Annotated in this window: 13 protein-coding genes; 8 read left to right on the plus strand and 5 right to left on the minus strand. The window is 38.9% G+C overall.

Going from position 1 to position 22,074, the window contains the following annotated elements; genetic code table 11:
- Positions 1–48: 48 nt before the first annotated feature.
- The 4 genes from OK18_RS09710 to OK18_RS09725 form a co-directional block, all read right to left on the minus strand.
- Positions 49–432 (minus strand): hypothetical protein, encoded by a 384-nt coding sequence (locus tag OK18_RS09710; protein WP_053327887.1) that lies wholly within the window; start codon positions 430–432, stop codon positions 49–51.
- The gene (locus OK18_RS09715; protein WP_082129173.1) at positions 425–7,303 is read right to left on the minus strand and encodes an RHS repeat-associated core domain-containing protein; all 6,879 of its coding nucleotides are present in this window, start codon (positions 7,301–7,303) and stop codon (positions 425–427) included. Before OK18_RS09715 ends, OK18_RS09710 begins: the two co-directional genes overlap by 8 nt.
- Positions 7,304–7,410: 107 nt before the next feature.
- Positions 7,411–7,896 carry a hypothetical protein gene (locus OK18_RS09720; protein WP_050020553.1) on the minus strand — a complete coding sequence of 162 codons (486 nt, stop codon included), beginning with the start codon at positions 7,894–7,896 and terminating at the stop codon, positions 7,411–7,413.
- A gap of 6 nt (positions 7,897–7,902) precedes the next feature.
- Positions 7,903–8,730: a hypothetical protein gene (locus OK18_RS09725; RefSeq protein WP_082129174.1), complete on the minus strand. Its 828-nt coding sequence runs from the start codon at positions 8,728–8,730 to the stop codon at positions 7,903–7,905.
- A gap of 277 nt (positions 8,731–9,007) precedes the next feature.
- Here OK18_RS09725 and OK18_RS09730 point away from each other — a divergent pair, with 277 nt between their 5' ends.
- The 7 genes from OK18_RS09730 to OK18_RS09760 all read left to right on the plus strand — a co-directional run bounded on the left by OK18_RS09730 (position 9,008) and on the right by OK18_RS09760 (position 19,546).
- Complete coding sequence (locus OK18_RS09730; protein ID WP_050020555.1) at positions 9,008–9,331, plus strand: DUF6660 family protein; 324 nt, start codon at positions 9,008–9,010, stop codon at positions 9,329–9,331.
- Positions 9,332–9,471: 140 nt separating this feature from the next.
- Positions 9,472–13,836, plus strand: coding sequence for a CusA/CzcA family heavy metal efflux RND transporter (locus OK18_RS09735; protein WP_082129175.1), 4,365 nt, complete (start codon positions 9,472–9,474; stop codon positions 13,834–13,836).
- Between the two features lie 91 nt (positions 13,837–13,927).
- The gene (locus OK18_RS09740; protein ID WP_053329343.1) at positions 13,928–15,157 is read left to right on the plus strand and encodes an efflux RND transporter periplasmic adaptor subunit; all 1,230 of its coding nucleotides are present in this window, start codon (positions 13,928–13,930) and stop codon (positions 15,155–15,157) included.
- Positions 15,158–15,287: 130 nt separating this feature from the next.
- Positions 15,288–16,169, plus strand: a complete 882-nt coding sequence (locus OK18_RS09745) for a bestrophin family protein (protein WP_053327889.1) — start codon at positions 15,288–15,290, stop codon at positions 16,167–16,169.
- Between the two features lie 11 nt (positions 16,170–16,180).
- Entirely contained in the window at positions 16,181–17,080 is a 900-nt protein-coding gene (locus tag OK18_RS09750) for a cation diffusion facilitator family transporter (protein ID WP_053327890.1), read from the plus strand.
- A gap of 19 nt (positions 17,081–17,099) precedes the next feature.
- Positions 17,100–17,519 (plus strand): Fur family transcriptional regulator, encoded by a 420-nt coding sequence (locus OK18_RS09755; protein WP_050020659.1) that lies wholly within the window; start codon positions 17,100–17,102, stop codon positions 17,517–17,519.
- A 44-nt stretch (positions 17,520–17,563) separates the two neighbouring features.
- Entirely contained in the window at positions 17,564–19,546 is a 1,983-nt protein-coding gene (locus tag OK18_RS09760) for a heavy metal translocating P-type ATPase (RefSeq protein ID WP_053327891.1), read from the plus strand.
- Between the two features lie 150 nt (positions 19,547–19,696).
- On the opposite strand, the gene OK18_RS09765 is transcribed toward OK18_RS09760, so the two are convergent.
- Positions 19,697–20,215 (minus strand): GNAT family N-acetyltransferase, encoded by a 519-nt coding sequence (locus tag OK18_RS09765; RefSeq protein ID WP_053327892.1) that lies wholly within the window; start codon positions 20,213–20,215, stop codon positions 19,697–19,699.
- A gap of 249 nt (positions 20,216–20,464) precedes the next feature.
- Here OK18_RS09765 and OK18_RS09770 point away from each other — a divergent pair, with 249 nt between their 5' ends.
- Positions 20,465–21,958, plus strand: coding sequence for a T9SS type A sorting domain-containing protein (locus OK18_RS09770; protein ID WP_053327893.1), 1,494 nt, complete (start codon positions 20,465–20,467; stop codon positions 21,956–21,958).
- Positions 21,959–22,074 lie beyond the last annotated feature (116 nt).

The raw sequence follows: 22,074 nt of genomic DNA on the forward strand, positions 1-22,074 counted from the left end.
GTATAAAAATAGCCGCAAGATTCTTGCGGCTATTCATATTATGGTCTATCAATTTTCTTTATAGTAAAATGTATAGACTTTGTTGGGTAAACTGATATAGACTGTATCCGTTATCAGTTTTTTCTTATCAATTTTCTTAAGATAAACCCTTTCTTCAGGAGACGGATCTATTTTTCCGAAAGTAGAAGACCGAATGCTTGAGGCAGTCATAACTTTGCTCTTGAAAGCAATGTATATGGAATGGTTATTTTGTATATTGTAAAGAGTGTGTACTCCTACTTTTACATAATTAACTTTGCCGTCTGATTCTTTAATTTCATAATACTCTTTAGTTTTTGGTAAGTTATCAATTGATTGGTAACTTTTGAAATCACTTGATACGCAGCTTGTTGTTAAGCAGAACGTTAAGAGTAGTAAAATATACTTATTCATCTTTAGATATTCTATATATTTTAAACATTTGTGTAGCATTACATTCGTTAGTGCCAAAGGTTTCATACGGATCACCTTTCATAAAGAGTTGTTCCCATATTCCTTTTACCTGGAAATTTGTCCAGCCTTGTTCATACACCTGGAATATATGGCCAAATTCATGCCCAAATGTAGTGAAATGAGTGAGTGCTCCCTCGGCGCCAAAAGTAGCTACATTATTTCCCCAGGTAACTTCTCTTCTAAATTCACTTATAGAATAACCTCTGCTGTTGGTAGTAAATAATTTTGCAAAGAAAGGTTGTGCCAGTTGGTATAAACCTTTATTTCTCCATTTTACATGTTTATATGAAATATCTAACTCCTTAGACATGGCTTTCACATCTTGAAGCTGCTCATCAGTTGGTTTATAGGTTGCACCAAAAACAGTAATCATGAATGCTGCCTGGCCCGCTCCGTTATAGGCTCCGTTTTCAAAGCCATTTTTAATTCCCTGCCATACATTTGTTCCTCGGAACATGGCTGTAAAGCCACCTGAAATAGCACCTGTAATTCCATATTTAGTTGAGTTGTACAGGATTTCTCCTACTACATTTTTAGCCCAGCCCCAAACACCTTTTCCGCCTAAAGCTCTCCATCCCGGTAGTTTATTTCCAACAAATGCCCCAATCATTGAAGAAGTAATGGTTATTGCATCAATTTTTCCGTCCAGCATAGACTGAGTAGTGATGTTAGAAAGAAGTTCCCATGTTCCGTTGTTAAGAATAGCACTACTAGGACTGAATAAAGCGGCACCCAGGCCGTTTAATCCTCCGGAAATTGCACCCGCAATAGCTCCTCCCAATACTGCTTTGCCAAAACCGCTCCAATCTTTGGTAATTAAGCCTTTGATAGTGTATGTTAAAATACCAATACCTGCCCCTATGATAGCTCCGTAGGCTGCCCCTATAGCAATTTTGATGAGAACAGGTAGCAAGACCTGCAGGAATTCCCCACTAGGGTCATTAAACATCAAAGGATTGTTCAGAACATAGCCGTACTTATTATAGTTTTGGGTATTATAAGGATCCTGGATATGCTCATCAGCATTTAAGAATCTTCTTAATAAAGGGTCATATAGCCTTCCGTTCATATGGATGATTCCTACTTCCATGAAGTGCTCATGAGAAGTATAGCCTCTTTCCAGCAGTAATCCTCCTTTATTTACTGTTTCCTGAATTTTGTTGATATCCGTTACAATTGGTCCGTTACCTATTTGAAGATGGGTCATATTCCCCCATGCATCAAAATGTCTTTGTTCCAGTTTATTTCCCGCTTCATCACTGATGGCTAAGATACTTCCTAAATAATCTTTATGCAAGAATTTATAAGAACCATTATTCTCCGTATAGTTCTTGACAAAAATAATATCACTTTCATAAGGAGTTCCACCAATATAAAGAATATGCTTTTCTTTTCCTGTAGCATTATCTTTTACAATTTCAAAGCTTCCGTCCTCACTATAGAATTTAGTGAATTTACCATCTCCATCTGCATTAAAATTACCTCCATAGGTAACTCTTTGTCTCATTGCTGTCAATCCGTATTGGAAAGCGACATCTCCTTTCATGCCATCAATAAATACAGGATCGTTATTTTCATTATAAACAACATTTTGGATTAAATCATTGTTATAATTCTGTGTCCCTGCCGCATTAAGAGTCATCCCTGTAGGCTGATAGATTTTAGAAGAATTATCAAACTTAATTTTTCCTACCTGATCATTTTCTAGGATTCTACCCTTTACATCATAAACATTAAGAACAGCATTTTGGGTTTTAACCCCTGTCACCGGGTTGGTCCAATTGATCAACCTGTTGTTATCATCATAATCAAATGATTCCTGAATGTAGAAATCGCCTTCGGTAGACCTGGTTTCCAGCTCATTCTTGATGGCATTGAAATTATAGGACAGTCGTAAGATATGTTTTTTAACAGCTGAACCATGGTTTACCTGGCTTAAGGTACCATCGGGTTCATAGGTTTGGTTAATTTCAGCAGCTCCTAACTGAGCTTTAAGAACCTGGCCTCTTGCATTTACCTCTTTCAGTTCCCAAAGAGTTTTTCCGGAGTTTTTATCTTTTACCAGATATAAATCTCCATTCCAGGGATTGTACACATTTTCTATCTGAACTTTAGTCAATACTCCCGAAGAGAATAATTGTTTTTCGTAAGAGATAATTCTTGCTTTGTCATCATAGGTAATTCCTTTTTGGATAAAGTACTTGTCATTACTGCTTTCAGAAGAGGACAATATCCTTCCCTGCTGATCATAAGTGGTTGATGAACTGTATGCTTTTCCTTTAGAAGTTCCGGTTTTTGAAACAAGTCTTCCCTTATCATCATAGCTGAAAGAAATTAACTTATTGGTGGCCTGCCCACCATCCGTTGTGGAAATCTCTTTTTGAGAAATAAGCTGCCCAAGATTATTATATGTATATTCTTTAGTACCCTTAGGGCTTACAATTTTCTTAATCTGGCCAAATCCATTATATTCATATTTATAAAGACCATTTGAAGGATCATTGAATTCTGATTTTCTTCCCCATGAGTCATACTTGATGGTTACCGTATTTTCAGCATACTGCGTCTTGATTTGTTCTCCGGCAGCATTGTAAGAGAATGTAATAGTACCTCCTTTATCTGTGGATGATACTACGTTTCCTAAAGCATCGGTAGTTTTGGAAGTTGTTCTGCCATAACCATTGAGCTCTTTCTCTGTAGTAGTTCCACCCACAATTGAAGTTTCCATTTGCTTGCCGGTAAACGCTGTAGCGGTAACTTTGGTTGGAAATACGGAGTCATCATAAACTATAGTATTCCACTGCCATGCGTTTGTTCCTTCACCATAAGGCTCACTTTCACTTGTTTTTCTTCCTAATAGGTCATATTGAATGTCAATATTGAGGAATTGTCCCTGCTGAAAGGCTTTTGTAGATGCCTTGTATTTTTGTCCAAACTTATTGGTATATTTTTTTGAAATATTTCCATGAGGCTCATGCTGTACTACTATAGCGTTATACTGATCATCTTTAATATATTCATAAGTAGTAGTTCCACCTAAGCTTGTCTTTGATTTCAACAATTTACCCCACGCATCATATTCATTTTCCAGGATATTGCCAAGAGGGTCAGTCTGTTTGGTAATCTGCCCCCAATTATTGTAAACAATATCAGTGACAAGTCCTAAATTATCAGTTTTTTTAACAACAAACCTACCCTTATCATCATATTGCGTACTTACCGTTTGTGACTGGGAATCTATACTGTTAGTTGTTGTTTTCTGAGTAATATTTCCAAAACTGTCATAATTGTAGTTTTCCAGTAGCCAGCCTGTATTATCCCTATTCCAGGTTTTCTTTGTTTTTACTGAATTATTCTCATACGTGTATTCTTCTTTGGAAGACTTAGTATCATTGTACGCCTGCTTGGTTTCTGTTTTTTCCTGCGGCCTGCCTATATAATAAGCTGCTCCTGATCCGGATGGATTATGGAAATAAGTAAATGCTGACGTCGTAATGGCATATCCATTATTGATATTAGTAATATTTTGCGACGGGAGATAATAACTTCCATAAGTAATTGTATTCTCTGCAACTGTGTTGGTTATGAAATCTTTCGTCCTGATTTTTTTAGGAACAATTGCTGTAACCGCTTTGGACTTATCATTCTCTGAAACAACAGCGGTAACCTGGCCATTTATTAATTTTTCAACTTGATAGATGGTAGATTTTAAGCTTAATAGCTGGCTATTGTTTTCAGAAATGTCAGTTGGGAAAACTTTTGTTTCATCGGTTGTCCGGATAGACCATTCCTTGATTGGTAAACTTTCGTTCAGCGGATCTATTTCCGTACCGTTCCATACTTTAGTGTTTTCAAAGCCGTCTGCATACCATGATGAGCGGGCAATTTGACGGAATCCAACAGTTCCACGACCCTGTAGATGGGCTAATAGTCCCCTATAACGGAAATCCTGCTTTTTACCCTCTTGCTGGAGTTGCGACACAGCGTAGGATTGCTGAACATTTGCAAGTTCCATATAAGGATATTTTTCCTTCTTTACAGCCTGATAGAAGTTCGGTGAAGCAATAGGGTCAAGCTCTTTATAGCTGATATCTGTTTTTACACCGCCTTGAGTAATGGAGCTGATACGGGCTTCTTTAGAAACATCATAAAAATCAATTCTCTTTACCCTGTCTCCTGAAACTCCCCTGATTGGGCTTGGGCTGACAAGTATGATCTGATGAACAGACTGATTGATTTTAAAGTTCCCTAAAAGCTCCTGCATATCATATTTGGTTCTCTCATTAAGATAAGTATGCGGATCATCCCTAAAACCGCTACTATCTCCTAAAGGACCTTCATTGAATGCATAACGAATATCATTGTTGAATTTTTTTTCTCCCGCAGATATTTTAATATCAACCGTATTATAATAATAGATATTAAAAATAGTTTGAGAACCGCTAAGCTTAACTCTTTCTTTTCTATAGTTAAAAGTAACGAAGTCACTCTTACCGTCTCTGTCAAGGTCATAAGCCTGGTGGCTTGTTCTTTCAACAGTTGCAGTACCGTCATTATTAGAATTAACAAGCTGATCTTTACGGAATAAAGCAAAATTAGGTTTAAATTCCTCCAGAAACGTTTTACCCGTTGACTGATATAAATACCAGTCTGTCGTAGTATTGGACGCAGGAACCAATAAATCACTCTTTCCGTCTCCGTTAAAATCTCCGATGACAGCTCTTTGATTAACTCCTTTAACTCTTTCATCATTCTGATAAAAACCATTTTCGATTACAGAATAAAGGTTATTCGATTCCTTCTTAAACTGAACGAGAAATGGACGATTTCCACTGTCAAATCTTAAAAAATCAGTTCTGCCATCTCCGTCAAAATCTCCCATTTTGTAGGTGTCAAATATATCCACATCATAAGGATAAAAAGACATTTGAGAGAAAGATTGCGTAGCACTTATTGCATTATCCAGGTTGATTGCAATATATCTTTTCCTATCTTGAAAAGTTTCATCAAATTCAGGCAAGCTTATTGGGCTATTAGGATCCTGGGGTCTCTGAACTTTGGTATGTACGGCGTCATTGAACCCCATCATTAATTCAGAAATGCCATCTCCATCAAGATCCAGTTCCATAAGTCTCAAAGGGGTGGTTTTGAAACTGGTACCACCTTGCATAGGGTCTATTTCCGGAGTAGTGAGATCATAAACAGATTTAGGAAGAACCTTGGTGTATTGATGCTCTAGTTGATTATTCTGATTAATTGAATATACAAATAATTGAATATCTTTTGTATCACTGGCAATTTTATAAAAAGCGAATCCCTGCTGGTTTTCCATAATGCCTGCCGGGTTTTTGAATGAAATGGGCAAAGCTTTCTTAAACTCATCTTTTGTAATAGCCAGAGATCCGACGTAGGTAAGTTCAGCCAATCCTTGTGGACGGTCCAGGGCTTTCTTTGCCAGATAAAGACCAGCTGGTTTGTCTATAGGATTGTTACATACAGAATTGAAACCGCTGCCTCCAATACTTCCACAGATTCTGAAAGGCTGATCCTTATATTCTAAGGCATCTATTTTACCGTCTCCATCAAAATCACCCAATAATCCTGATTCCAAAGAATGACTGGAAGATTGTATCCAGTCAGTTCCTCTTACCGAGTTTTCATATTCAAAGCTGACAGGATTGGCGGCTTCACCTGCTGAATTATATTCAGTGACTTTATTCAGAAACTGATAATTTGTCCCGTTATTATCTTTTTTATATTCAAGACGGTAAGTTTTGAAAGGTTGTAAATGGGAGGTTACAATAATTTCTGAAAGAATTTTATTCTGTGCATGTTCAAGCCCTTGTACAAAAGACTGTTCTTTCAGGTCCCGGTCAATGTATAAGAATTCGATTGAATTAAAATGCGGTTTATTCAATGTTTCATTTCCTCCCCATCCTATGGAAGAGATCCTCATGACACGATTTAAGGTTCTGAAGCCTCCGGAAGATGATTCAGAAGCATAATTATAGGTAATGTAATTTCCCTGTGCATCTTTCCACTTTACGATATTGTATTCTAAAGGGGTTGTTACAGTAGGATTACCCCTCATTCCTGGCTGGTATGCGCCATACCAGGCTTGGGATCCGTCTTCAAAAGTAACTTCAAAATGGGCAGGTCCGACATCTTGTCCATTGACTACATAGGTGCCAACAGATTTAATCTTGAGGTTAGAATATTTTTCAGTCACATATTCAGCCCCATCTTTTCCATATTCGCCTGATTTTAATATTAACCGTTGGCCATTGAAACTGTAGTTGTCGGAATAATCTATTTGTACCGGCTTCACCTCACCATGCGTTTCAATAGTTTTACCAATCCTTGAAATAGATGTGATTCCTGAAAGGTTCCAGCCATATCCTGCAATACCATTTCCCGTACCACTGGTATAGACAAGATTAGCCTGCGGAGCTACGTTTTTCACTCCGGGAGGTAAAGTGATCGGTAATGTAAATTGTAATTGCCCAGTTCCCGTAACTTCTATATTTCCTTGAGTATCATGGAAACTTTTACCCGTAGGTGCAGAAGTCCCGCTAGGGTTATTCGACCCTGCATTTGAATTTGTCGGCCCGCCACCCGGATTCTCCGTGGCAGGACCTATTTTAGCCACAAACGGATTCGAAACATCCGATTGGGCATGAAATCCCTGTGCCATGACCACCGTCTGCGGATCCTGAACCGTCCGGGAGGTGGATTCTGCCTGGTAGAGGATGGTCTGCGAAAAAGCCCCTACCGAACACATGGATAACATCAATGATGAAAATAATTTCATTGTTATTAGTTGTTTGTTATGATAATTTGTAATTGATGAGATAGGAATACCATCCTGATAACATTGAGATATCTTTGAATTTTTCAACGTTAAATAGTTCCTGCCTTTTATCTTTTAGTCACATTTCTTCCAAAGACTCTTCCGTCTTTTAACGTAAAGCGAAGAATGTAAACACCCCAATCGTATCCGGTCATATTGATTTTTATCTTACGTCCTAAATCCGGTGAATTCTGCTGCTGGAATTTCCAGTGAACTGTACTATGCTGGTACAACGATACGGATTCAATCAATCCGTCTACTTCTTCAGTCCAGTCAATGGTTAGATAATCATTTACCGGGACAGGATAGAGCCTTATTTGTTTCCAGAATGTTTTTTCATCAATAGCAGGAGTTTGTTGGGTAACAGCTGCTACCTTTGCTTCCTCCTGTACTTTGACTTCTTTTGTAATAATCTCGTCGGCTTTTTTAGCGGATACGTTAGTACCCCTGTACCGTTGGTTTCCGGCTTCATCATATTTGAAATAGACTTCAGTTTGTGAATAGCCCAGAAAACCTACCAACAAAGAAACTATTGAAAATAATTTTCTTTTCATGGTATTTTATTTTTTTGCAGAAAGCAATTGTTGTACCTGTGCTTTTAGTTCTTTAATCTCTTCAGATTGTGATTTTAACTGTTTGTTCTGCTCAATGGAATAAAGGGTTAATTCTTCTATTTTCTCCAAAAGCTTAGCATCCATTTCTCCTAAATTAATTCCGTCTTTCTCTACTTCTTTGGCAGAAGGGATGTTTGGTAAATGTCCTTTTTCTGAAATATGCCTTTCTACCTCTTCCAAAGAGCGAAGTTTATAATCTTTTTTGAAGACATAGTCTGCCCAGCCGTTAGCCGCAGGGTTTTCAACTTTTACCTGTTGTGCTTTGATTCCCTTGCCCACATACAGGGTAAAATTAGGATCATTATCATACAGCTCCGTTCCCATCGTTACCTTTCCTGTGTTGAAAAGTACCAGTAAACTTTTGTGGACCCCATCAGAAAAACGGACTCTTGAGATTCCCGGTGAGTTAGGAGTGCTGGTATCTGCATTAGGATCAATGGCATTATCATTATCCATATGGATATTCAGATTTTGCCCGCTTAATAACCTCATCACAGCATCATTTGGTTGTGCCCATTGGGAGTAACAACGGCTGCACGGAGCAAGGGCCAGCTGTAAGTTTCCGGTTCCAGGAGCTCCGCTTCCGATATTGATGCTCTGGCCCTCCAGTTTAAAGATCTGTTTGTTGTTTTGTCTAAAAACAATTGGCTTGTCATCTGTTGTTCCGATAAAGTGAGTTGAAGGATTGGTTCCAACATTCCCGGTAGTGTTCCAGCTTTGTGCGAAAATGCCGGATGCCGCCATCATAAAGGCGAATAGTAATGTACGTTTCATTGAAAAGTTTTTAAATTTGTTATTCTCAGTACAAATTTAACACTTTTTTATTTTAGTCACTTTTTGGTGTCTTGTGATTTAAGTCATATAAAAAAGGCTTATCTTTAGATGAAATTTACTATCAATTACAAATCCTTTTGAATCAGTAAAAAGAATGGTATTTATTTTGATGATTACTGCCAAAGAAACACTCATGAAAATGAGAAGAATGACTTTAAGTTCTTCTAAGTTTCAATAGAAACCGTTCATTTTAGAAAAAAACTTTACCTTTGTTGCAATGAACCTGTTAAGATGGATACTGGCAATTTATTTCATGGCGTTATCTTTGATGCCATGTGAAGATGTGTCCCGTCCATTGGATTCTAACGGTAATAAAATATCTTCATCTATCCAAGGAGCTCACTCTACAGAAAAGGGAGATGTTTGTTCACCACTTTGTGCCTGCAGCTGTTGCCAGATTACGGCTTCAGCTTTTAAAATGGATCCTTTGTTAGAAGTTCCCGAGCAGATTCAGGCTTATTTCTCTAAGAAAATCTTATTTCAGAAAAACGACTTTGCCTATCAGGTGTATGACCCTATCTGGCAACCTCCTAAGATTTAATTTTTATTGACTTATCAGAAAGCTGTGCTTTCTAAACCGTGTTTGAAACTTTGCAATACCATTGCAGGGGCTTTCAGAATATTTTTGCTGCAGTATTTTAGGCTGTTAGCATTATTTTCAATAAAAATTCAATAAAAATCGTGTTAGATAAAATCATACAATTCAGTATTAAAAATAAGGTCATTATCGGTATTATGACCCTTTTGCTGATCATCTGGGGAACATGGAGTGCAACCAGGCTCCCTGTTGATGCTGTGCCCGACATTACCAATAATCAGGTGCAGATTATTACCGTTTGCCCCACATTGGCAGGGCAGGAAGTGGAGCAGTTGGTAACCTTTCCCATTGAACAGAGTATAGCCAATGTGCCGGATATTCAGGAAACAAGAAGTATATCAAGATTCGGGCTCTCTGTGATTACCGTTGTTTTCAAAGAAGATGTTAATATTTACTTTGCGAGACAGCTGATCAGCGAACAGTTGAAAAATGCAGTTGAGGAAATTCCGAAAGGAGTAGGAACCCCTGAGCTAGCTCCTGTGAGTACGGGTCTGGGGGAAATCTATCAATATATTCTTCATCCTAAAAAAGGGAGTGAGAAAAAGTACAATGCTAAAGAACTCAGAACCATGCAGGATTGGATTGTTCGCAGGCAGCTCAACGGAACACCGGGCGTTGCTGAGATCAACAGTTTTGGAGGTGAATTAAAACAATATGAAGTCGCTATAGACCCCAACCGCCTGAAGGCAATGGATATCAGCATTACAGACATATTTACAGCACTTGAAAAAAATAACCAGAATACAGGAGGGGCTTATATTGATAAAAAGCCCAATGCTTATTTTATCCGTGGAATCGGGTTGGTAAGTTCCCTGGAAGATATTAAAAATATAGCCGTAAAAAATGAAACGGGGAGTGTGCCGATATTCGTCAAAGATGTGGCCGATGTCCGGTTAGGAAGTGCCGTCCGATATGGAGCATTGACGTATAATGGAAAAGTAGATGCTGTGGGAGGAGTTGTTATGATGTTGAAAGGAGCCAACAGTAACGAAGTGGTGAACAATATCAAAGCTAAAATCCCTACCATTCAGAAATCACTTCCGGATGATGTAGTGATAGAACCGTTCTTGGACAGGACAGATTTAGTGAGCAGGGCGATAAATACTGTTGAAAAAAACCTGATGGAAGGTGCATTGATTGTTATTTTTGTTCTTGTTGTCTTCCTGGGTAACCTGAGAGCCGGACTTATCGTTGCATCAGCCATTCCGCTTTCTTTATTATTTGCTTTGGGAATGATGAATGTTTTTGGGGTTAGTGCCAACCTGATGAGCTTAGGAGCTATTGATTTCGGGCTGATTGTGGATGGAGCGGTAATTATCGTTGAAGCAACCCTGCATCTCCTGCATAACAAAAATTATAACGGCAAGCTCAGCCAGATTCAGATGGATCAGGAAGTAGGAACTGCAGCTTCCAAAATGATGAACAGTGCCATATTCGGGCAGATTATCATCCTTATTGTGTATGTTCCCATCCTTACTCTGGCAGGAGTAGAAGGGAAGATGTTTACGCCAATGGCTAAAACAGTAGGCTTTGCAATTATTGGGGCAACAATATTATCGGTTACGTATATTCCGATGATGAGTGCCCTGTTTCTATCTAAAAAGATTTCCCATAAAGAGACTCTTTCAGATAAAATGATGAATGCATTACAGAAGATTTATCAGCCATTGCTGCGGAAAGCAATTAAAATAAAATATGTTATCGTCTCAGCAACGGTATTGATATTTGTAATAGCGGCTTTCATCTTTAAGAATATGGGTGGAGAATTTATTCCACAGCTACAGGAAGGAGATTTTGCATTTCACTGTATCTTACCTCAAGGAAGCTCGCTGAGCCAGAGTATTGAAACATCTATGCAGGCATCCCGGATTATCAAACAGTTTGATGAGGTGAAAATGGTCGTAGGGAAAACCGGTTCAGCTGAAGTTCCTACAGACCCCATGCCGCCTGAAGCCACTGATATGATTATAGTATTGAAACCACAAAGTGAATGGAAAACCAAAAAATCCTACAACGAACTGGGAGATGAGATCAGTGAAAAACTGGAAGCTATTCCGGGGGTGTTCTTTGAGAAAAATCAACCGATTCAGATGCGTTTTAATGAACTGATGACAGGGATCAGACAGGATGTAGCTGTTAAAATTTTTGGAGAAAACCTTGATTCACTGGCAGTATATGCTGATAAAGTAGGAAAGGTAATCCAAACGGTTGATGGAGCTACTGCCCCCCAGATTGAAAGAGTGAGCGGTTTGCCTCAGATCAATGTACAATACGACCGGACAAGAATTGCCAACTACGGATTGAATATCGAAGACGTCAACAATGCGGTAAGTACGGCATTTGCCGGTAAAGCAGCCGGACAGGTTTTTGAAAACGAAAGACGTTTCGATTTGGTGGTCCGCCTGGACAGTCTCCACAGATCAGATATCTCGGATGTTAACAATTTAATGATCACTACTGCTACCGGTGCACAAATTCCATTATCACAGGTGGCTAATGTAAGCTACAAGCTTGGTCCGGCACAGATTAGCCGTGAGCAGGGAAAACGCAGAATTGTAATAGGATTTAATGTAAAAGGCCGAGATGTGGAAAGTGTGGTAAGAGATATCCAGGCAAAACTGGATAAAGATATCAAACTGCCTTCAGGGTATTACTTTACCTATGGCGGACAGTTTGAAAACCTGCAGGAAGCGAGTAAGCGTCTGATGATTGCAGTACCGGTATCCCTGTTTCTTATTTTCATGCTGCTGTATTTCACCTTTCATTCATTCAAACAGGCCGGATTGATCTTTACAGCGATTCCAATGAGTGCTATAGGAGGAATATTTGCGTTGCTTCTCAGGGATATGCCGTTCAGTATCAGTGCGGGAATAGGATTTATCGCGCTCTTTGGAGTAGCCGTGCTCAACGGAATTGTTTTGATCGGAACGTTTAACCAGCTTGAAAAAGAAGGAGAAACCGATCTTCTGAAAAGGGTGTATGAGGGAACGAAAAGCAGATTGAGACCGGTTTTAATGACGGCTACAGTAGCTTCATTAGGGTTCCTGCCGATGGCCATTTCCACAGGAGCAGGAGCAGAGGTTCAGAAACCTTTGGCAACGGTAGTAATCGGTGGCCTTGTATCAGCCACATTCCTTACCTTGTTTGTTCTGCCGATGCTGTATATTATTTTTAACACAAAGATTTTGAAAAGAAAGAAAAATAACCCGGGAACTTTTACCATTGTTCTTATTGTAGGGCTGATGATGATGGGGCAGACTTTTAACGCCCAGTCCAGACCGATCTCCGTAGAACAGGCGGTGCAGATGGCAATGGACAATAATTTAACCTTACAATCAAAAGATTTAAGTATTAAATCGGCAGAAGCGTTGAGGCCAACTGCCAAAGAGCTTCCTAAATTAAGCTTTGAAGCCCAGTTGGGACAATACAACAGTCCGAAGTTTGACCAGTCTTTTGCCATTTCACAGAGTATTCCCTTCCCAACACTTTTTAAAGCAAGAAAGGACCTGATCAATGAAAATATAAAAAGTAAAAAAATTGATAAGGAAATCACTGCCAATGAGCTGATAAGACAGGTCCGGACCTATTATTATCAGATTGAATATCTTCAATACAATAAAGCACAGCTTACCAGCCTCGACGCGGTATACGAGGATTTTATCAGGATTGCAACAGTAAGATTCAAGGCAGGAGATATCAAGAAAATTGAAATCAGCACAGCAGAAACCCAGAAAGGAGAAATTGACCTGCTGCTCAGACAGAACGAAGTATATTTAAATAATGCCTATAAGAATTTAAAAACCATTTTAAATACTGCCGAAAATTTTGAAGTTCCGTTCAACCAGAATTATGAACCTTTAAAAGCGGAGAGCGTATTGGATAGTACCGTAGTTGCTAACAATCCATCCGTAAAGGCTTTTTACCAGGAAATGGAAATTGCGGAGAAAAATAAAAAGGTTGAAAAATCCCTTGGGCTTCCTGATTTCAGTTTGGGATATACCAATCAGTCGTTGATAGGCTTTCATACGGTAAACGGGCAAGAGATGTATTATGGAGCAGGAAACCGGTTCAACTCTGCAACAGTAGGAGTTGCCATTCCATTGACTTTCGGAGCTACAAAGGCAAGAATCCAGGCATTGGAATATGAAAAGCAGGTTGCTGAAACCAATGCAAAAATGCAGCAGAAACAGCTTACCACCCAACTGGAAAATGCGCTTAATCAGTATCAGCAGGATATGCAGCAATATGAGTACTACATCAATCAGGCTTTGCCCAATGCTGAAAAAATTGTGAAAGCGGCTCAACTGGGATACAAAACAGGAGAAATCTCTTATGTAGAATATCTTTTTGCCTTGCAGACAGCTACCAGTATTCAGCTGAAATACCTGGAATCTATTCAGCAGGTCAATCAATCTGTAGTTACTATTAATTCAATCATTAATAAATAATATGAAATCGCTTTTAATACAATTCACCGGCAAAAAAATAAAAACGGGAGCAGCGATGATCCATGACTTTATAAAAAATAAATATTTGCATATGAAACCCAGTTATAATACCATATCCCTTATCCTTATCGCATTCCTGATAACGGGCTGTGGGAAAAAAGAAACTCCGGAAGAAAAAGCCCCTGAAAAAACAGAACAAAAGGAAAAACCCAAAGAAGAAGCCCATGAAACCATAGCCTCATTAACGGAAGAACAGATGAAGTCTGTAGGAGTGGCCCTGGGATCGGTTGAAATGAAAGAACTCACTTCCACTATTAAGGCGAATGGTTTATTAAGTGTTCCCAACAGCAATAAAGCCACAATAACTTCCTTATACGGTGGGATTATCAAAACATTGAACATCCAGGTAGGAAGTGTGGTGAAAAAAGGCCAGGTGATAGCAACTATTGCCAACCCTGAATATATACAGCTTCAGGAAGATTACCTGACGACCAGCAGCAGAATTACCTATGCAGAACAGGAATACAGAAGGCAGAGGGAACTTTTTGATAACGATGCGGGAGCTAAGAAAAACCTGCAAAGCGCAGATGCTGAGCTGAAGACCTTAAGAACAAAAAGGGCATCCCTGCTGAAACAACTTCAGATGATGGGAATAAACCCGGGAAAAGTAAATAACGGAAATATGAAATCCGGTCTGGTGATCACCTCTCCGATTAGCGGAACGATCAGCAGTATCACCGCACAGATAGGAAGTTATGTTGATATTTCTTCCCCTGTTGCTACGGTCATTGATAACGGTTCAATTCATCTGGATCTCCAGGTTTTTGAAAAAGACCTCCCTAAAATGAGAGTAGGACAGATTGTTCATTTTAAGCTGACGAATAATCCCGAAACAGAATATGACGCAAGAATTTATAGCATAGGATCATCCTTTGAAAATGAGAGCAAAACCATTTCCATGCATTGTGAGGTGACAGGGAATAAAGCAGGATTGATTGACGGGATGAATATCACAGGAATCGTGAGCCTGGATAAAAGCACTACCCCGGCAGTTCCCACTGAAGCCATTGTAGAGGCTGACGGGAAATATTATGTTTTTGTGCAGGCAGACCAGAAGAAAGAAGAACAACATAAAGAAAATGAAAAAAGCCATCCTAAAACAATGAACTTTGAAAAAATAGAAGTAGTAAAAGGTACAACGGATATGGGATACACTGCCATTACACCGATTGGTGAAATTCCGGCCGATGCAAAAATTGTTGTGAAAGGAGCCTTTTTTGTGAATGCTAAACTGGTCAATGCCGGAGAACATGAACATTAATGAAGGGGCTGGTCTCTGGTAAATGTCGATTTTTATGCTTAATTTAGAGACGTTTACGGAATATTTTCATTGAATTTTAATCAATTGAGGGAAAAGATAATCCCTGCAGAATTTTAATCAAGGATCTATTATGTTATTAAATAAAAGAATATCGGTCTGGTATTTCCTTCGTGAAATAAAAATCCAGATGTTATTTATTGGAATATTTGCCGTAGTCATAGGGCTTTTGGATATGCTTCCCTGGTTTCAGAAAATTTCACTACCTTTAAACATACCCGCACTCCTGGGAACAGCAGTATCCTTGTTATTAGCTTTCCGGACTTCCCAATCCTACGAAAGGTGGTGGGAAGCCAGAACGGTATGGGGAGCCATTGTGAATGACTCCAGGTCCCTGATACGACTGGTTGTTCAGTTTCTCCCGGAAAGTGAAGATAAGATCATCAAAGATTTTGCAGAAAGACAAATCATATGGACCTATGCACTGGGCGAATCTTTAAGAAAACAGCCTTTTTCTGAAAAAGTTCTGCAGTATCTCGGAAAAAATAATATCAGTGCGGCTAATATTCCCAATGCACTTTTGGATGCACACTCCAGACAGCTGAAGGAAATAGCTGAGCCCGCAGGACTTACCGGGTTTCAACAGATGCAGCTGAATGATATGATAACGAGGCTTTGTGACAGTATGGGAAAATGTGAACGACTGAAAAATACCGTTTTCCCGAGATCTTACAGTGTGCTGGTTCATATTTTAATCTATGTATTTGCAGCCATCCTTCCATTCGGACTTGATGACTCGGAGTTGATGGTGGAAATAGGAGTGACTTTCCTGATTCCGGTAGTATTTATCAGCATAGAAAAAACCTCTATCCTGATGCAGGATCCTTTTGAAAATAAACCGGTAGATACACCCGTGACGTCTCTGGCGCAAACCATAGAAATCAATATAAGACAAATGATCGGGGAGCAGAATGTTCCTGCAAAAAAAGAGAATACATCATATTATGAAATGTAAGTAACTGAATTATGGAACCAAAAACACAAATACAAACCGCTTCTGCTGCCAGTAAACATAAAAAAAATCTTCTGATTGTACTGAGCTTTAGCGGAACTTACCTGATCGCCGAGGTAATAGGAGGTATTCTTACCAATAGCCTTGCCTTACTTGCAGATGCTGCTCATATGCTGACTGATGTGGTAGGGCTGCTTCTGGCTTTTATTGCCATCAAAATAGGAGAAAGAAAAGCCGATCCTTCCAGAACTTATGGATATTACCGGACCGAAATATTGGCGGCAGTCATCAATGCTGTTGTTTTATTAGGAATTTCGGGATATGTTTTATATGAAGCTTATCAGCGTTTTCAGAATCCGCCGGAAGTGCAGAGCAAGTCCATGCTGATAGTAGCAGGAATAGGATTGCTGGTAAATGTTGCCGGAATGATGATTTTAAGAAAAGATTCAGAAGCGAGTCTCAATATGAAAGGCGCTTATTTTGAAGTCCTTTCGGATATGCTTACCTCTATAGGTGTTATGATTGCAGGAGTCATTATGCTGACTACCGGTTGGTATTATGCAGATCCGCTGATTTCTGCGGCAATCGGATTATTGATTTTTCCAAGGACCTGGCGGCTGTTGAAAGAAGCGATTAATGTTTTACTGGAAGGTACACCGAAAGAAGTAGATATTTATCAATTACGTCAATCACTGGAACAGGTTCCGGGAGTGAAGAATGTTCATGACCTGCATGTCTGGTCTCTGACATCAAGCGTCAATGCTATGAGTGCCCATATCGTTAAAGATAAAGCATCTTCTCAGAATCAATTGCTGAAAACACTGACAGAAACAACGATTAGGGATTTCAGGATCAGTCATACAACCTTTCAGATAGAAGAGGAAGGCTATGGAGAAAATGAAATTCATCTGTAACCCATTAAATGACAGAGAAATGAAAAAAGATATAGAAAACAAACTTATCGATAAAAATACAAAACCAACCAGTATGAGAATTCTGGTATATGATTTTTTAAGCTCACAAGAGGCTGCATTGTCTCTTTCTGAAATAGAAAATCATTTTGATAACGCAGACAGGATTACCATTTACAGGACCCTGAAAACTTTTGAAGAAAAAGGAATTGTGCATAGCATCCAGGAGAATACCACTACAAAATATAAATTATGTGAGGATGACTGTGATGAGAAAACCCATAAAGACTGGCATCTGCATTTCTACTGCAAAATATGTAAACAGACCACCTGTAAAGAAGATATTTCGTTTCCTGAAAACATTCAGACCAATTTCAGGATTGATGAAATAAGGCTCTTTGCCAAAGGAATCTGTGAAAATTGCCTTGAAAGTTTGCAATAGTATTGCATCAGTCTCACTCTTAAATTTGTATAAAAATATCAGTTATGGAAAAATGCTGTAGTACAACCCCGGAAAAACCGGATACAAAAAGACACCAACATAATCACCCTGAAGGAGACGGGCACGACCATGACGGTCATGACCACTCTCACGATTCGGGAGATCAGTCTGTCTTTCAAATGTTTCTTCCGGCCATTATATCGTTTGTGATCCTGTTAATAGGAATTGCTTTTGACAATTATATAAAACCGGTATGGTTTGCAGGCTGGGTGCGCTTAGTATGGTTTTTGGCTGCTTACATCCCTGTAGGATTCCCGGTATTGAAAGATGCGTATAAAAGCATTATTAAAGGAGATGTTTTCTCAGAATTTTTTCTGATGGGTATAGCAACAATCGGAGCTTTTGCCATCGGGGAGTATCCCGAAGGAGTTGCGGTAATGCTTTTCTATGCCGTAGGAGAAGTTTTTCAGACGTTGGCGGTTTCCAGAGCAAAAGGAAACATCAAAGCTTTGCTGGATCAGCGTCCTGATGAGGTTACCATTATGGAAAACAATCAGCCCAGGACCATGAAAGCAAAAGAAACAAAAATCGGAGATGTTATCCAGTTGAAACCCGGTGAAAAGCTGGCATTGGACGGAGAATTGCTTTCAGACGCAGCTTCATTCAATACAGCGGCATTAACCGGGGAAAGTAAACCCGATACGAAAAACAAAGGGGAAGTGGTTCTGGCAGGAATGATTAATATGAACAGTATTGCACTTGTTAAAGTAACTACGGCCTATGAAGACAGTAAGCTCAGCAAAATATTAGAGCTCGTTCAGAATGCAACTGCTCAAAAAGCCCCTACAGAATTATTCATCAGGAAATTCGCTAAAGTATATACCCCTATTGTTGTACTTCTTGCTATTGGAATCTGCTTATTGCCGTATTTTTTCGTCAGTGAGTATCAGTTCAGGGACTGGCTGTACAGAGCGCTCATCTTCCTGGTAATTTCTTGTCCTTGTGCCCTGGTTATTTCCATTCCGTTAGGCTATTTCGGAGGAATAGGAGCAGCAAGCCGTAATGGGATATTGTTTAAAGGAAGCAATTTCCTGGATGCCATTGCCGAAATCCAGAATGTGGTAATGGATAAAACCGGAACCATGACAGAAGGAGTTTTTAAAGTTCAGGAAGTAAGCATTAGACCCGGATTCAATAAAGATGAAATCCTTCAGATGGTTAACGTGCTGGAAAGTAAAAGTACACACCCTGTAGCCACTGCCATTCATAATTATGTAGGAGATATCAATTACTCCATCCCATTGGATGAGGTGGAAGAAATTGCAGGCCACGGATTAAAAGCCAGAGTAAACGGAAAAGAGCTTTTGGTAGGAAACTTTAAATTAATGGATAAATTCAATATCAGGTATGATATCAACCATGCCAATATTGTATATACCCTGATTGCCGTAGCGTATGACCAGAAGTTCGCAGGATATATTACCATCGCAGACAGCATTAAAGAAGATGCCAGAGCAACTGTTGAAAGGCTGCATCAGCTGAATGTAAAAGCTACCATGCTGAGCGGTGATAAAAGCACCGTAGTAAAATATGTGGCGGATCAGCTGGGCATTGACAACGCTTTTGGAGACCTGTTACCGGAAGATAAAGTCAATAAGGTGAAAGAGATCAAAGCCAAAAATCAGTCTGTAGCTTTCGTGGGCGATGGGGTGAATGATGCACCCGTAGTTGCCTTGAGTGATGTTGGAATTGCAATGGGAGGACTAGGCAGCGATGCAACCATTGAAACAGCAGACGTTGTAATTCAGGATGATAAACCAAGTAAAATACCTATGGCGATCAATATTGGTAAACAAACTAAAAAAATAGTCTGGCAGAATATCATTTTAGCTTTTGCTGTAAAAGCAGTTGTATTAGTGCTGGGTGCGGGCGGACTGGCAACCATGTGGGAAGCGGTATTTGCTGATGTTGGGGTTGCATTATTAGCGATTTTAAATGCCGTAAGAATTCAGAGAATGAAATTTTAAAAGGTAAAAAGCAAAAAGCTATGATGCTCAATATATAATACTTATAGTAACGGAGTCTCATGCCTGATTCCAGGGAATAAAATAACAAAAAGCTCTCCTGATTTACTTTTCAGGAGAGCTTTTATTAACAAGATTAAACTTTATAAAGAACTAAATTTTTTGTTTTGATAAGGCAAAGAAATCAAAAGTCTCTTTTCCTATAGTGAATTGATGTTCTCCGACCTTTGAAAAACCGTTTTTGTAATAAAAATTTATCGCCCGTTCATTGGAGTTCAAAACAGAAAGCCAGATATGGGTCTGAGCCGAATCGTTAAAAGAAGACATCAGCTTTTCCATTAAAATTTTACCTGCCCTTTTATCTAAAAATTCCTTTAATACATAGATCTTCTGCAATTGAGAAACGGTTGAAACATCGATAAATGGTGATGGAGAATGAACTTTTAACTTGGCATATCCGATGGGAAGATCATTCCAGTGGGCAATCCAGAATTTGTTATTAGCATTCTCTATACTATTTCTGATCTTCGCTACGTTGAAGGTCTTTTCAAAATAATCGAAAAGATCCTGTGGATCACGGAAATACTCCGAGAATGTTTCTGTGAAAGTAACTCTTCCCAATAATGCAATTTGAGGCGCATCTTCAGTAGTTGCTGTTCTAATGGTGATCATGGCAATATCCTTATGGCCAAAGTTCGGAATAATATCATTGTAGTAACAGGTACAGTTTTGTTATTTTTTTAGGTAACAGTATGGTTTATTTCTTACAAGTCCTGCATCTGTTTTCAGGTTAAGTAAAAATTAATTTTTTGATCAAAATATCTGAATAATTTCATTAAATCATTTTTATGTGAAAAAAAATAATAACATAATGCTTTTATTTGTAATTTTGATATCAACCAAATCTTAAATTTTAATTACATGAAAAATTATTTATTACCAGGCAAGGACTTGCTGTGTAAAGTAATGACAGCAGCCTTTTTATTCCTCACTACAGCTTTATACTATGGACAGCTTGAAAAAACCTATATAAGCAGCCAGACGAATCAGATCTTTGGAGTTTGTGTATTATGCGGGGTAAATAATCCGCAAAACGTGGTGGGAAGTAATGAAAACGACTATGCCACTTTAAAAATTCCTATAGGAGTAAGTGGAAGGATTGAGCAGAATTTTATTTTCCCAAAGCTAAGCCCCGGTTTCAGAAAGATTGTAATGGGTATTGAAACACCGAATGTCTCCATAAAAGAACAGGCAAAAAGAGAAATTTATATTGAAACGTTTAATGGCAATGTTTCCAATGGTGACAGGCAAAGATTAAACGTCAGTATGCTGAAACCAGGTCCCAATCCTCAGAAAGGTACCATTGAATTTACCTCTCCCAAGCGTTTTGATAAAGTTCATATCTCTGTTTACAGTGGATTGATTGGCTTGGGTGAAGAAATGAGGATTTATTATATGGCTCATCTTCCGGCTCCATTCACAACATGCGGTAACCCACCGCTTGATCCGCAACACTATTATCCATTTGATGGAAATGAAAAGGACTTGATTTCTGATCATGATTTCTTCTCTAAATCGGAGATAGATTCTCACCAAAATCTGGTTTGTGGGGAAGCTATTTATGGCGGAGTTAATGTGGGACAATTACATAGCGATTATCTACCATATAAAAGTGCAAAAACTATTGCATTTTGGGTAAGTATGGATAACGCACCCATGGCCACGGATGGAATTCCAGAGTTTTTAGTAAAACATAATGAAATAGATATCAATGGTAAGAAATGGGAAACAGGTAGTTATGTTATTGATGTACATGGATATAACGAATTGGGACCAGTAAGACAACCCGTAGAAACGACCAGTATTACTCCCGATGAATTAACTCATATTACCTTAGTTTATAATGAAGATCAGTACGGAAATAGAACAGTATGTCTTTATAAAAATGGGGTCCCGGCAAATAATATTGTCCCTTGTAAAGCTTTTAAATATGAATATCAACAGTCAGATGTAACTATTCTGGATATTAATCTACAACAGTCTAAAATGGATGAACTCATTATATATGACAGGGCGTTAACCAGTGATGAAGTAAAAACATTATCATGCTCCTATGGTATACTTCCCAATTGTAATTCCGGAAATACATCCACTGTGGCCAAAATTGCTTCTGCAGAAGAAGTCTTCACGGTTTCCCCTAACCCTACCACCGGGCAGATTACCCTGGATGGGAACATTCTTTTCCTGGATGCTGATATTTCCATTACCAATACTTCCGGGAAAGAAGTGTACCGCTCAAAGTTTATCTCTAAAACTTTTGAGCTGCCTTCCACATTGCCGGGAGGAGTGTATATCCTGAACCTGCAGACAAAGGATAAAAAGATGCATTCCCGTAAAATTATCCTGAACCGGTAGATGTTTTAAAGAATGGAGAGGCTGTCTGAAAAGGCAGCCTCTTGCTTTTTTAAAAAAGGGGCAATGACATTCATCATAAATGAAAGGTAAACCCATTTTGAAATAGTATATTTGTA

The organism is Chryseobacterium gallinarum (assembly GCF_001021975.1).
Classification (GTDB): domain Bacteria; phylum Bacteroidota; class Bacteroidia; order Flavobacteriales; family Weeksellaceae; genus Chryseobacterium; species Chryseobacterium gallinarum.